The sequence below is a fragment of the Pseudomonas sp. 13159349 genome, assembly GCF_013305685.1.
GTDB lineage: Bacteria > Pseudomonadota > Gammaproteobacteria > Pseudomonadales > Pseudomonadaceae > Aquipseudomonas > Aquipseudomonas asiatica.
The window spans coordinates 2,691,742-2,703,633 of sequence record NZ_CP045553.1; the positions used below are offsets into that span (position 1 = coordinate 2,691,742).

At 57.7% G+C, this 11,892-nt stretch carries 18 protein-coding genes; 10 read left to right on the top strand and 8 right to left on the bottom strand.

Annotated features, from left to right (window positions below; all coding sequences use genetic code 11):
• Nucleotides 1-28 precede the first annotated feature (28 nt).
• Entirely contained in the window at nt 29-259 is a 231-nt protein-coding gene (locus tag GEV38_RS12615; protein WP_024086900.1) for a metallothionein, read from the top strand.
• A 274-nt stretch (nt 260-533) separates the two neighbouring features.
• Nucleotides 534-698, top strand: a complete 165-nt coding sequence (locus tag GEV38_RS12620) for a DUF6021 family protein (protein ID WP_014859204.1) — start codon at nt 534-536, stop codon at nt 696-698.
• 70 nt (nt 699-768) lie between these two features.
• Here the strand turns inward: GEV38_RS12620 and GEV38_RS12625 are convergent, their stop codons facing one another.
• The gene (locus GEV38_RS12625; RefSeq protein ID WP_014859203.1) at nt 769-1,308 is read right to left on the bottom strand and encodes a type 1 glutamine amidotransferase domain-containing protein; all 540 of its coding nucleotides are present in this window, start codon (nt 1,306-1,308) and stop codon (nt 769-771) included.
• A 166-nt stretch (nt 1,309-1,474) separates the two neighbouring features.
• Here GEV38_RS12625 and GEV38_RS12630 point away from each other — a divergent pair, with 166 nt between their 5' ends.
• The 3 genes from GEV38_RS12630 to GEV38_RS12640 all read left to right on the top strand — a co-directional run bounded on the left by GEV38_RS12630 (nt 1,475) and on the right by GEV38_RS12640 (nt 3,831).
• Entirely contained in the window at nt 1,475-1,717 is a 243-nt protein-coding gene (locus GEV38_RS12630; protein ID WP_014859202.1) for a hypothetical protein, read from the top strand.
• Nucleotides 1,714-2,511 (top strand): exodeoxyribonuclease III, encoded by a 798-nt coding sequence (xth, locus tag GEV38_RS12635; protein WP_014859201.1) that lies wholly within the window; start codon nt 1,714-1,716, stop codon nt 2,509-2,511. Before GEV38_RS12630 ends, xth begins: the two co-directional genes overlap by 4 nt.
• A 180-nt stretch (nt 2,512-2,691) precedes the next feature.
• On the top strand, nt 2,692-3,831 hold the full coding sequence (locus tag GEV38_RS12640; protein ID WP_014859200.1) for a glutathione-independent formaldehyde dehydrogenase: 1,140 nt from the start codon (nt 2,692-2,694) through the stop codon (nt 3,829-3,831).
• A gap of 91 nt (nt 3,832-3,922) precedes the next feature.
• Here GEV38_RS12640 and GEV38_RS12645 read toward each other — a convergent pair whose 3' ends face one another.
• The 6 genes from GEV38_RS12645 to GEV38_RS12670 all read right to left on the bottom strand — a co-directional run bounded on the left by GEV38_RS12645 (nt 3,923) and on the right by GEV38_RS12670 (nt 8,268).
• On the bottom strand, nt 3,923-4,171 hold the full coding sequence (locus GEV38_RS12645; RefSeq protein WP_014859199.1) for a hypothetical protein: 249 nt from the start codon (nt 4,169-4,171) through the stop codon (nt 3,923-3,925).
• 78 nt (nt 4,172-4,249) lie between these two features.
• On the bottom strand, nt 4,250-4,714 hold the full coding sequence (locus GEV38_RS12650; RefSeq protein WP_014859198.1) for a hemerythrin domain-containing protein: 465 nt from the start codon (nt 4,712-4,714) through the stop codon (nt 4,250-4,252).
• Between the two features lie 93 nt (nt 4,715-4,807).
• Complete coding sequence (locus tag GEV38_RS12655; protein ID WP_173896080.1) at nt 4,808-6,562, bottom strand: glycoside hydrolase family 15 protein; 1,755 nt, start codon at nt 6,560-6,562, stop codon at nt 4,808-4,810.
• A 231-nt stretch (nt 6,563-6,793) separates the two neighbouring features.
• Complete coding sequence (locus GEV38_RS12660; protein WP_014859196.1) at nt 6,794-7,237, bottom strand: DUF421 domain-containing protein; 444 nt, start codon at nt 7,235-7,237, stop codon at nt 6,794-6,796.
• A gap of 9 nt (nt 7,238-7,246) precedes the next feature.
• Nucleotides 7,247-7,753, bottom strand: a complete 507-nt coding sequence (locus GEV38_RS12665) for a hypothetical protein (protein ID WP_014859195.1) — start codon at nt 7,751-7,753, stop codon at nt 7,247-7,249.
• A gap of 11 nt (nt 7,754-7,764) precedes the next feature.
• The gene (locus tag GEV38_RS12670; RefSeq protein ID WP_014859194.1) at nt 7,765-8,268 is read right to left on the bottom strand and encodes a CinA family protein; all 504 of its coding nucleotides are present in this window, start codon (nt 8,266-8,268) and stop codon (nt 7,765-7,767) included.
• 153 nt (nt 8,269-8,421) lie between these two features.
• Between GEV38_RS12670 and GEV38_RS12675 the strand changes: the two genes are divergently transcribed.
• Nucleotides 8,422-8,583: a hypothetical protein gene (locus GEV38_RS12675; protein WP_167551131.1), complete on the top strand. Its 162-nt coding sequence runs from the start codon at nt 8,422-8,424 to the stop codon at nt 8,581-8,583.
• Between the two features lie 52 nt (nt 8,584-8,635).
• Here GEV38_RS12675 and GEV38_RS12680 read toward each other — a convergent pair whose 3' ends face one another.
• On the bottom strand, nt 8,636-9,493 hold the full coding sequence (locus tag GEV38_RS12680) for an SDR family oxidoreductase (protein WP_024086901.1): 858 nt from the start codon (nt 9,491-9,493) through the stop codon (nt 8,636-8,638).
• Nucleotides 9,494-9,689: 196 nt separating this feature from the next.
• Here GEV38_RS12680 and GEV38_RS12685 point away from each other — a divergent pair, with 196 nt between their 5' ends.
• From GEV38_RS12685 to GEV38_RS12700, 4 genes are all read left to right on the top strand, one after another.
• Nucleotides 9,690-10,214: a hypothetical protein gene (locus GEV38_RS12685; RefSeq protein ID WP_004573937.1), complete on the top strand. Its 525-nt coding sequence runs from the start codon at nt 9,690-9,692 to the stop codon at nt 10,212-10,214.
• Nucleotides 10,215-10,246: 32 nt separating this feature from the next.
• The gene (locus tag GEV38_RS12690; RefSeq protein ID WP_014859192.1) at nt 10,247-11,302 is read left to right on the top strand and encodes a peptidase M42; all 1,056 of its coding nucleotides are present in this window, start codon (nt 10,247-10,249) and stop codon (nt 11,300-11,302) included.
• Between the two features lie 96 nt (nt 11,303-11,398).
• On the top strand, nt 11,399-11,683 hold the full coding sequence (locus tag GEV38_RS12695) for a DUF6555 family protein (protein ID WP_014859191.1): 285 nt from the start codon (nt 11,399-11,401) through the stop codon (nt 11,681-11,683).
• A 45-nt stretch (nt 11,684-11,728) separates the two neighbouring features.
• Nucleotides 11,729-11,887, top strand: coding sequence for a hypothetical protein (locus GEV38_RS12700; RefSeq protein WP_014859190.1), 159 nt, complete (start codon nt 11,729-11,731; stop codon nt 11,885-11,887).
• Nucleotides 11,888-11,892: the final 5 nt, after the last annotated feature.

An 11,892-nucleotide genomic window follows, 5' to 3' on the forward strand; every position in this document is an offset into this window, starting at 1 on the left:
CCCGAAGAAGATGACAGGAGAGACCGTGATGAGCGAGCAACGCTGTTCCTGCAACCACTGTTCATGCACCGTGGATGCCAATGCTGTGCTCCAGGATGGCAAGGCTTATTGCTGCGAAGCGTGTGCGACGGGGCACCGCAATGGGGAGCCTTGTCGTATGAACGACTGCAAATGCGGCCAGTTGAGTCAGCCGAAGGAGAGCAGCGTCGGTAATGCGTTGGATGAAACGTTCCCGGCCAGTGATCCGATTTCGCCGTGAGGCCCGTTGCTTTGAGATGTAAGACGGGGGGAGACAGGACGTCGTTGAGATCATGTGCAAGCTCACCCGTCACTCATCTGGTTCAGGTCACGGTTGGTCAGTGTCTCCTGCGTCAGTGCAGGATTGACGAGTGGATGGCATGCAAAAAAGCAACTTTACCGGTGTTGCAATTCTCCACCGGACGCCAACATTCTACCGAGGTATTTTATGAACAGCCTATTCAGATAGCGGCCAGACCGTGACGGTGAATACATCACACTTCGGAGACCAAAACATGAACAAACCCGACGATCAGCAGCAGAAAGGCCCCCATTCTTCCGATCATGCAACGACTGATCAGGACTTGGGGTTCGACCCGGACTCTCCAGACCTGAGCGATCCTCAGGTGGACCCACAAGGCCCGGCGAAAGCGCCCAAGGACGTGGAGAAGAAACCGTGAGCTTGCCTACCGTGAACCCTGCCTGAGCAGAACAGGAGGTTGAGGTGTTTGCTCGCCCACGGTCAGCAAATTAACCAGCAAGGGCTCTGATCAACTGCTCGTTGAAGGCGGGGATATCATCCGGCTTGCGGCTGGTGATCAGATTGCCGTCCACCACCACCTCTTCATCTACCCAGTGGCCACCTGCATTGCGGATATCATCCTGCAACGTCTTGAAGCTGGTCATGCGTTTGCCCTTGGCCAATCCACTCGATACCAGCAGCCAGGCGCCGTGGCAGATTACCGCCAGTGGCTTGCTGGCCGAGTTGTGGCTTTTCACCAGTTTCTGGGCGCCAGGTATCAGGCGAATAGTGTCGGAATTTTGTACCCCGCCCGGTAGCACGATGGCATCGTAAAGATCGAGGAGGGCGCTGTCGAACGTCGCGTCTACCGCAAATTCGTCGGCCGGCTTGTCATGGTTCCAGCCGCGGACAGTGCCTTCCTTGTCACTCAGGATGTCGACCACGGCCCCGTTTTTCTGCAAGGCTTCACGAGGCCCCGTCAACTCGAATTGTTCGAAGCCATCGGTGACCAGAAAGGCTACCCGCTTACCACTCAATTTTGCACTCATCGTTCAATCTCCGTTTTCGTCAGGTGTGGATGTGGGACGTCCCGGACGGGGTTGGAAGTTCCAATGCAATACTTCAGCGGTAGGGGTGCTGACCGGCTGACCATTGCGGTTGAACATTCCAAGGCGGTTGGGTTCTCACTTGCAGGAATAGAACGAGGCGGCCGTCATGAGCATCGAACGCAGCATTCCTCAACTTGAAGCCTGGTACGCGCAGTACGACGACATCAGTTACCGGAGTGAAGCGCCGGACGCCTACCACCATGAGCTGGTGCGCACGGCTGAGGCGCTCAGGGACGATGGTGCCATTGACTGGGATGACTGGCTGGCGCTGAAGTCACTGGCCGACCAAGCACATATCTGGGCACTGGAAGATGCCGTGCAGGCCCACGTGAATGACCCTGACGCATGAAAGCGCTGAAGATCGCCACCTTCAATATCAATGGTATCCGCAGCCGGCTGCCCGCACTGTTGGCCTGGCTGGAACGGGAGCAGCCGGACATTGCCTGCTTGCAGGAACTGAAGGCGGCCAACCAGCGGTTTCCTCGCGAGGCCATCGAAGCGGCAGGTTATGGTTGCCTTTACCAGGGGCAACCCTCATGGAACGGCGTGGCGATCCTGGCGCGTGATAGCGAGCCGCTGGAGGTACGTCGTGGGCTGCCTGGCATGCAGGACGATCAGCAAAGCCGCTATCTGGAAGCTGCGGTGCACGGCGTGCTGGTGGGCTGTTTGTACTTGCCCAATGGCAACCCGCAACCCGGCCCGAAGTTCGATTACAAACTGCGCTGGTTCGAGTGCCTGATCAAGCACGCCCAAACACTTCATGTCAGCAGCCATCCTACGGTGTTAGCAGGGGATTTCAATGTTGTGCCGACCGATCTGGACATCTATAGCCCGCGCTCATGGCTCAAGGACGCGCTGCTGCAGCCTGAGTCGCGGTCGTGTTTTGAAGTGTTGATGGCCCAGGGCTGGGTGGATGCTGTTCGTCACCTGTATCCCGAGCAGCGCATTTACACGTTCTGGGACTATTTTCGCAATCACTGGGCGCGTAATGCCGGGCTTCGTATCGATCACCTGCTGCTCAACCCGGGTCTCAGCCCTTATCTGAAGGGGGCGGGCGTGGATGCCTGGGTGCGCAACGAAGCCAAGGCCAGTGATCATGCGCCGGTCTGGATCCAGTTGGGCGGGCGCCGACAGCAACGCTAGCTGTCAGGGCGCAATCCCTCGCTTCCAACCTCATGGCTCACGATCCCTGTTCCGGTGGGAGCGACAGCAATTAGCGCCACCGGTCTGCCTCTACAGTTAACACGCTGAACGTACGGACGCTGCGTTCGCCTGAACAGAGTAGGGCGCATTTCAATCGCCCCTGACTATCGGGAGTTCAGCATGAAAGCAATCGTGTACAACGGCCCACGTGACGTCGCGGTGAAGGATGTACCGGACGCAAAAATTGAAAAGCCTACGGACGTGCTGGTACGCATTACTACGACCAACATCTGCGGTTCTGATTTGCACATGTACGAGGGCCGAACCTCGTTCGAAGCCGGGAGAGTTTTTGGTCACGAAAATCTCGGTGAGGTAATCGAGGTAGGGGCAGGGGTCGACCGGGTCAAAGTCGGTGACCGAGTCTGTCTACCTTTCAATATCGGCTGCGGGTTCTGTGAGAACTGTGAGAAAGGCCTCACTGGATTCTGCCTTACAGCGAATCCTGGTGCTGCGGGCGCTGCTTACGGTTTTGCCGAGATGGGCCCGTATCAGGGCGGGCAGGCCGAGCTGCTGCGTGTGCCCTATGCGGATTTCAACTGCCTGGTACTGCCGGAAGATGCCCAGGAGCGTGAGGATGACTATGTCATGCTCTCGGATATCTTCCCTACAGGCTGGCATGCAACAGAGCTTGCCGGTTTGCTGCCGGGTGAAAGCATTGCGATTTACGGCGCAGGGCCTGTCGGCCTGATGGCGGCCCATTCGGCAATCATCAAAGGCGCGTCCCAGGTGTTTGTCATCGACAACCAACCGGATCGCCTGCAACTCGCCGCGCAGCTTGGCGCAACCCCTATCAATGCAGTCGAGCAGAAGGCCGTGGAAGAGATCATGAACCTGACCCATGGCAAAGGTACTGACCGGGGCTGTGAGTGCGTGGGTTACCAGTGTTGCGACAAGCATGGCCATGAAGCGAACTACCTCACCATGAACAACCTTGTCGCTTCCACCAAGGCCACAGGCGGCATAGGCGTGGTTGGGGTGTTCGTTCCAGAAGATCCTGGAGCGAAAAACGAACTGGCGAAGGAGGGTAAGATGGCCTTCGACTTCGGTGCGTTCTGGTTCAAGGGCCAACAGATCCGGACAGGCCAAGCGAATGTTAAAGCCTACAATCGCCGCCTGGCAGAGCTTATCCATCATGGGCGCGCCAAGCCCTCGCAGATCATTTCCCATCGTTTGAAACTGGCCGAAGGCCCAGATGCCTACAAGCACTTTGATGCGCGGGATGATGGCTGGACGAAAGTGGTGCTCAAGCCTGCGGCCTGATCCGCTCTCACTGCTTCCAGGGACGGAAGCTTGGTGAAGAGTGCAACCTGTATGTTTTAGAAGCAACCTTTACCGGCTTGTCAGTGCGTTATCACCCGGTAATTTCCAGTTGCGTGTTCTTGCGCCACCCTCGCAGATTCATGGCGCAGAGGCAGAACTGCAGGATGATCAGAGCCCAGGCATGTGCTTGCCAGCCCCACACAGCCCACAGCACGTTGCTTGCGATGAAGCAGCAGAATCCTATCTTCCTTCTACCCGGACGGCGCGAACCAATGCACCAGGCTGCCAGTACGGTCATCACCATGGCGGGCCATTCAAGTAATCCAATCCAATATTCCATGAAACCTTCCAACTGATGATGGGGTATTTGAAGCTGATCACCTGCAAGCGTCCTGAGCGCTGGCAGGTGATCGCTCGACTAAGCCGCTCGCTGCTCGCCCTTGAGCATCTTTTTCTGCACTTCCATCGTTCGCCCCAGCTCCTCGAGGGTGTCCTTGCTGAGCAGCTTCTTCGCCGTGGGGAACAGCTCGCCTTCTTCTTCCTCGATGTGATGCTCCAACAACTCTTTCATGACCTTGACCCGCCCGGCGAATTCGACGGTGCCAGTTTCGGTATGCAGAAGGTCGGGTAGGACGAGGGCGTCAACAGTCCGGTGTTCTTCCTTGGCCTCGTAGTACATCTTCGCTTCTTCCTTGCCTCCCGCTTCCTTGATGGCCGGGTAGAGAATTTCTTCTTCGAGCGCGGTGTGTATCTGCAGCTCTTGCTCGATGCGGTACAGCAGTTCAGCGCGTTTTTTCACAGCCCTTTCGGTGGTGGTAGATAGCTCCTCAAGCAGCTTCTTTACCAGCTTGTGGTCTTGAATCAGCAAGTCGATAGCGTTCATGGCGTTACCTCATCACGGATTGAAAGAATGGAGAACTTGCCTGTGGTTGAGTAGCCGCCAAGCGAGACGGTTCAACGCAGATGATGACTGGCCTCATCGTTCAGGATGGCAGCCCCCGATGGCCATCGCGGCTTTGAGGGCTGCCAGGTGAGTCAGGCCCTGCGGAAGGTTGCCCAGATAGTGTCCCGTTTGCGGATCGATCATCTCCGAGTAGATGCCTACACCGTGTGACAGCCCTTCCAAAGCATCTGCATAGGCGGCTTCGGCGCGATCCTGGTTATCCAGAATGGCCCAGGCTTCGATTAACCAGAATGTGCAGGCTAAGAAGCAACCTTCCTCTTCCTGTGCATCGGTGTAGCGATAATGGAAAGCGCCGGCTCCCAGATCATGGTCAATGGCTTCCAGCGTGCTGCGTAGACGTTTCTTGCTTGGGTAGCCGAACCTGACGGCCAATGTCAGTGAAGCGTCCAGTCGGTCGCTGTCTGGATAGAACAGGTAGGCCTGGCGCTCCTCGCTCCAGCAGTGCCCCTCGATCCATGCCTGGATGCGCTGCCGCTCGCGATCCCAGCGTTCCCGGCAGGTGGTGGGAAGATGGCCACCATCTGCCAGTTCGATGGCTCGGCTCAAGGCTTGCCAGCAACTGATCTTGGACATCGTGTAGTGCTGTTTTTCCGGCAACTCCCAGATACCGGCATCTTGCTGGCGCCAACAGTCGGCGCACTGGTCGGCAAGGCCTGAGAGGAGCATGGCGCTCGGGGAATCAAGAATGTTGCCGCTGTCGATGAAGCAGCGCGCTGTTTCGAAGATATCGCCGAACACCCCGTGTTGGAGTTGGTCGCGGGCATCATTGCCGACGACTGGAGGGGAGTTCTTATAGCCAGGCAGATCGACCGGGCGCACGCAATCACCGATTGCACCGTCCAGGGTATAAAACACCCGTGGCCCATATTCATCCAACCGGCGCAGTAGCCAGGTAAATGCAGCCTTGGCCTCTGGCTGAGCGCCGATGCCCAGAAACGCCTCGATGATGTAGCCGGCATCGCGTATCCAGGCGAAGCGGTAGTCGTAGTTCTTACTGCCGCCAATCCGTTCGGGCAGGGATGAGGTCGCTGCCGCCATGATCGAGCCACTTAGAGAGGACAGCAGTAGCTTGAGGGCCAGCGCATTGCGCAATACCTGGGTCTGGTGTGGGCCATCGTAGACGAGCCCTTTCGACCACTGGCACCACTCCCGGTGCGAGCCGTCGATGCGTTCGTCGATCAGGGCCAATGGCGGTGCCACCAGGGGCTCATCACGCCCTGCGATGATTGCGACCACTGAGCGTTGTCCTGCTGCAAGGCTAAGGACAGCACGGACGCCCATGTCGTCTTTGCGTTCGATGTGCACATGATGGTCGTGCAGGAACATGCCGAGAATTCGGCCCGCATGAAAAACACAGGCATTGTCATTCGGCGCCACGTAGGGGCTTACCGTGTCGGCTTGGGTTCCGAAGTCGATGGCAATCTCGAAATTGACCTTACCCTCGATACCTTCGATGCGTCTGCCAAGTTCGGCCCAAGGCAGGCGCCCGGCAGGGCCACTGTTCAAGGATTCCGTCAGCCGGGCACGACCCTGACGGGTGATGAAAATTGTCTCAAGGATGTTGCTGCCTGGCAGGTAGCGGCGCTCAGCAACGAATGGCTCGCTAGGGGTAATGGAAAAGAAGCCTCCAGTCTGAGGGGCCAGCAGCTTGTCGAATAGGGGAGGTGAATCCATGTGCGGCACACACCACCAGTCGATGGAACCGTCCAAACCAATCAGTGCCACAGAGCGCCCATCGCCGAGCGCACCATACTGCTCCAGGGGCAACCATCCACCCTCATCTCGCTGAGGTGCACCCCGTTGAGCTTCTACCGGTTCTCTTTCCATTGATATGCCTTCGAGATCACGTGTTCTGATTCCGACATGGCTATCTGGCGTCTGGTTCGTCTTATGTGAGCGCTGCGCAAAAGAACTGATGCCTCTCCCTACCATCGACCATAGCCAGGCGAGATTGGCACGTTAAGCGGGCCTTGGCTCCACGGTGAGAAGCGCCGTGCCTTACTCGGTAGGAATGATCGAAATCTTTCCATTGCGTTCGACGATAGCGAATTTCACCTGCTCAATGCTCTCTATGCCTTGGCTGTCCCGCGCTGATTCAAGGATATCGGCCTCCGTGAGTCGTGCCCGACGCATGCGGTGGTGCAGAAAGCGCCCATTCTCGACAACCAGGGTAGCGTGCCCGTCCAGAAGTCGGGCCAAGGGCTTGGAGTTCAGCTTCGCGAGTGAAAGGCCGACGTCCAGTACGATCAGCGTGGCGATTACCAACATGGCGTTGGTGAATGAAAAATCGTCACCCAGAAGCGCCTGCTGGGTGGCTTCCCCTATGATCAGCAACAACACGAAGTCGAAGGTCGTCAAATCGGCCAGCGAGCGCCGCCCGGCCACGCGAAACAGCAGCATGAGGGCGACATACATTCCGGCTGCGCGGAGGATCGAATCCATGACGCACTCCTAGGGGTAAAGGAATGTGGAGAAGTGAACGGCGCTTTCAGGGCCAGCCTTGACGCTGCCCTTCAGAGTCCCCACGTGCTCACTTCGAAGGGTCAAGTACAAGGTGGCCAAGCCATCTTGCCCAGTACCCAATTGGAACAGCATGGCCTGGCCATGCGACATCGACCGTTGCGGCTGCGGCTGTAACGTCTCGATACTGGCGTCACGGAGCAATGATCCCTCGAGTTGCACCTCCACCGGCCGACCAGGGATACCCTGAATGGTGATGAAAAGGCTGTCTGTCGTGCCGCTTCGGCTGAGACGCTGGTACTCAACCCGTACCCGTCCATCCTGGCTCACCACCTCCGCATCGCTCAATGGGCCATTACCGAACAGGCCTGCCAAGGCAAGCAATACGATGGCCACAAGCACGTACCACCCCACGCGCTCGAAGCGCCAAACACGCTGCTGCATCGGCATGTCTTCTTGAACAGGATGACGCCTGGATAGCAGTTCATCTTCCGACATGATCACACCCCTCAGGCGCGCTCACCGCGTAACCAGCGCTGGTGATAGTGGGAAAGCCGGGTCAACCCGAACAGGGCGCCTTGGCGCATAACTTCAGACCGCTCGCCGAAGAAACGTTGAGTGCGCGTGAAAACGGCAATTGGCTCGCCGGCGAAAGCCCACGCAAAGCACATCGTCCCCGGTGGTATCCCTGATTCGGGCGCCGGCCCGGCTACCCCGGTGGTGGCGATCACCACACTCGCATCGCTGTCTCTCAATGCACCCAAGGCCATTTCCCAGGCTACTGCTTCGCTGGTCAGGCCGTATCGTTCGATGGTTTCGGCGCTGACCCCCAGCAGCCGCTTCTTGGCGCTGGGCGAGTAGACGACATAGCCGCTTTCCAGCACCTCTCCGGTACCCGGTACCGCCGCCAATAAAGCCACAAGGCAGCCTGCAGTGCACGATTCTGCTGTGCTCAAAATCAGTTTGTTGTTTTTGAGGTAGCCGAGGGCGGCCAGTACAGGGTCGTTTTCCATTTCAGAGTCGACTCGCTTGTTTTGCGGTGGACGCGATGCTGGGGTATTTGGTTCATCGCACCTAACGCCCGGCTATCTCGAGGAGTGAACCTGACCTGAACTTTGCCTCGTACATTAGCTTCTTTTATTCAAAGGCAAGGGTAGGAGAGCAAGATGAAGAAAGAGAGCGATAGGCAAAAGGCAGGTGCGCAGACGAGGCCGCAGGGGGAAGAGGAGCGAGATAACGATGCTCATCGTCCGGATGGATCAACGGGGACAGACCACGACTCCACGGCGCAAAAAACAGCCCGTGATTACGACCAGCAAAAACGCTGAAACTGCCCACGAAAAGGGTTTGAGGCTCGCCAACTCGGCGAGCCTCTTTTCGCTAAAGGATCGGTTTGCCGCCAGTCACTGCGTAACGTGAGCCACTGATGTAACTGGCTTCGTCGGAGCCCAGCAGCACGTAGATTGGCGCGACCTCGACCGGTTGCCCCGGGCGCCCCATCGGGTAGCTGGAACCAAAGTTCTTGACGGCCTCGTCCGGCATGGTTGCCGGAATCAAAGGCGTCCAGATAGGGCCTGGCGCGACGCTGTTGACCCTGATGCCTTTCTTGGCTAGCAACTGAGCCAAGCCAGCAGTGAAGTTGGCAATGGCCCCCTTGGTCGTGGCATAGGCCAGCAGGCTGGGGGATGGATCGTCGGAATTGACCGAGCTCGTATTGATAATCGAACTGCCCTTGGGCATAGAAGGCAGCGCCGCCTGGCAAATCCGGAAGATCGCGGTGATGTTGGTATCGAAAGTCTTCACCCATTCGTCATCGTCGATTTCTTCCAGGGTCTCGTGGGACATCTGGAACGCCGCGTTGTTGACCAGGATGTCGATACGCCCGAACTGGCTAACGGTCTTTTCGACAATGTCGTAGCAGTGCTGTTTCTGCGCCAGGTCTCCGGGCAACAGCAGGCATTGGCGGCCTGCGGCCTCGACCCAGCGCGCGGTTTCCTGCGCGTCCTCATGCTCATTCAGATAAGCGATGGCGACGTCGGCGCCTTCACGGGCATAGGCAATCGCAACTGCCCGCCCGATGCCGCTGTCTGCTCCGGTGATGAGTGCAACCTTGCCTTCGAGGCGATTGTGGCCGGTATACGACTGCTCACCACAATCCGGGTAGGGCTCCATCTTGCGCTGTGAGCCAGGGACATTTTGAGGCTGCGAAGGGAAGGGCGGGGTAGGGAAGTCTCGCATGGTAGAAACTCCTGCAGTTGAGAACGTTCATACCGGTTCGAAAGGCCCTGCCTCCTCGTGTTGGTTTCAATCTGCGGTTGGTACGACGAGCGGTGCGGGATATCAATCCAATTGAATTCCATGCCCCATCGCCTGTTCTACCGGATTCAGCTCCAGTCTCATCTCTTCGCTCGGAGCCCAATTCCCGGAGTAGCGAGTGCCTCGAATCATTACCCCTGCGACCCCTGAGCATGAGATCAGCGAGCACAATGCCAGGATGTTTGGCTCTCCCAAGGAGCGTCTGGATTTTTACCGGCGTGAGATCCAGTACGAAACCAGCATCCTCGCGAACCGCACGGACGCCTACCTGGCGGCTCAGTCATTCCTGGTCATTGCCTTCGTCTCCTCCATGGGCAACCTCAATCAAGGATGGGGCGAGATGTTCACCCTGATCGTGCCAGCGTTCCTCGCCTTGCTCGGGGTGCTGAGCTCGCTCAACGCCTGGCCTGGCATCCGGGCGGCATACAACATCATCGATCACTGGCAGCTCAAGCAGAGCCACCTGCTGCGCAGCGAGCCGTTGATGGGGTTGGCTTACGACGAGTCGCCGCTGTTTTGTGAGGCGGAAACCTCGCGTGCAGGGCATCGAAAGTCATTGCTGTTTTCGCTACGGACGCCGTGGATCTTTCTGGTGTTCTGGGTGCTATTGGGTAGCTACTCGGTGTACATCCAGCTGGCCTGAACACGTTTGCGTGCAAACAGGGAGGTAACATTTTGAAGACTGAGGCATTACTGACCGAGCTCCTCAACGCCCGAGGGCCGGGCGGACAAGAAGATGAAGTACGGGCCATTTGTCTGCGCGAGCTGCGCCTGTTCTGTGATGACACGCACACCGACCCTGCTGGCAATGTGGTGGGGGTGATTCGTGGGGGCCGCACTGGTAGCCCAGAGGCAGCCATACGCGTTATGGCCCACCTCGATGAGATCGCGATGATCGTCAAAAATGTGCTGGAGAACGGCACCCTGGAGGTGCTCGCTCTAGGGGGTTCGCAACCGATAAGCTTCGGCGTCTGCCCTGTCGATATCCTGGGTGATGAACACATCCTGCCGGGTGTTTTGTCCTACGGTTCAATGCACAACAGCGGTCGAACTTCGAAGGGAAGAGACGTGCTGGCAGGAAATGTTCAGTGGAAAGATGTCTATATCGTCACGCGCAAGAGCAAGTCAGAGCTCCAGAAACTTGGAGTTCGGCCTGGTACTCGAGTCGTGCTCAGTCAGCACTGGCGTAAGCCCTTCAAGGTACATGACTGTATTGCCGCTCACTTCCTCGACGACCGAGCTCCGCTGAGCGCTGTCATTCTCTGTGCGAAGCTGCTGAGTGAACGTCGAGAAAAACTGAAGCAGGACGTTTGGTTCGTGCTTACGACGCTGGAGGAAGAGTCGAATGCCGGCGCCATGTACGCAGCTTCCCGGCTGCCCGGCGACACCACAATCGCGGTCGAGGTCGGCCCTGTACTTGAGGAGTATGGCACGGAGCTTTCGGCCAACCCGATCATCAATACCGGCGACCAGAAGGGATACTACAGCCGCACCGTGGTGCAGGGCCTGATCGCCGCTGGCCTAAAGGCCGGTTTTAAGCCCCAGTCGGCATTGCTCGTCGATTTTGCGTCGGATGCAAGTGCGGTATTGAGTGCGGGGATCGATGCCCTGGCCGGTTGCATTGCGATCCCGACCGAAAATACCCATGGCTTCGAGATGGTGCTCCTGGAGGGGATTACGGCCTGCGCTGAGACCTTGTTCGAATTCCTTACAGGTACACAAGACACATAGCCCGAATCGCAAGCATCCCTTACCCACGAGCGATTTCGATGGAATTTTTTTCTCCCGTGCTTGCTCAATAACGCATGAGCTAGGGAGGGAATTCTGGTGGTCGGACAGCAACTCTATGTCATTGAGTACGAGCTTCACGGTGAGCCTCGGACATTCATCATCCGTCTGGAGAAGATGGACAACGGCGTCGCGTGGCACTGGGCCAGTTGCGATGCCGGTGTTGGCATCATCCCGCGATTCAGTCAGCAGAACATCAAGCTGGTCAGTCGCCCGATGGCTGAGCGTTATGGCGTTGCCAAGGTGAAGTGGAGGCTGGCTGGCGAGGGCCCCGAATTCGTTCCGCAACCTATCGATGTCGGCAAATTCTCAGGTGCTACCTAAGGGGCCTGAGACCTGCATTCCGTCAACGTGCCTGGAGGTGTTGCCATGCAGCCTAAAACCGAAGGCTCTGAAGAGAAAGGCCCAAGCGACTTACCTTTCATTAATGATCCGGAAAAGCCCACGTCGCCTCCTTTGAATGACGCTGATGCCACTGAGGCAGCCGAGGCAGAGGAAGACATCGAGGATGACGGCCAATCCCTTTAAGCTAG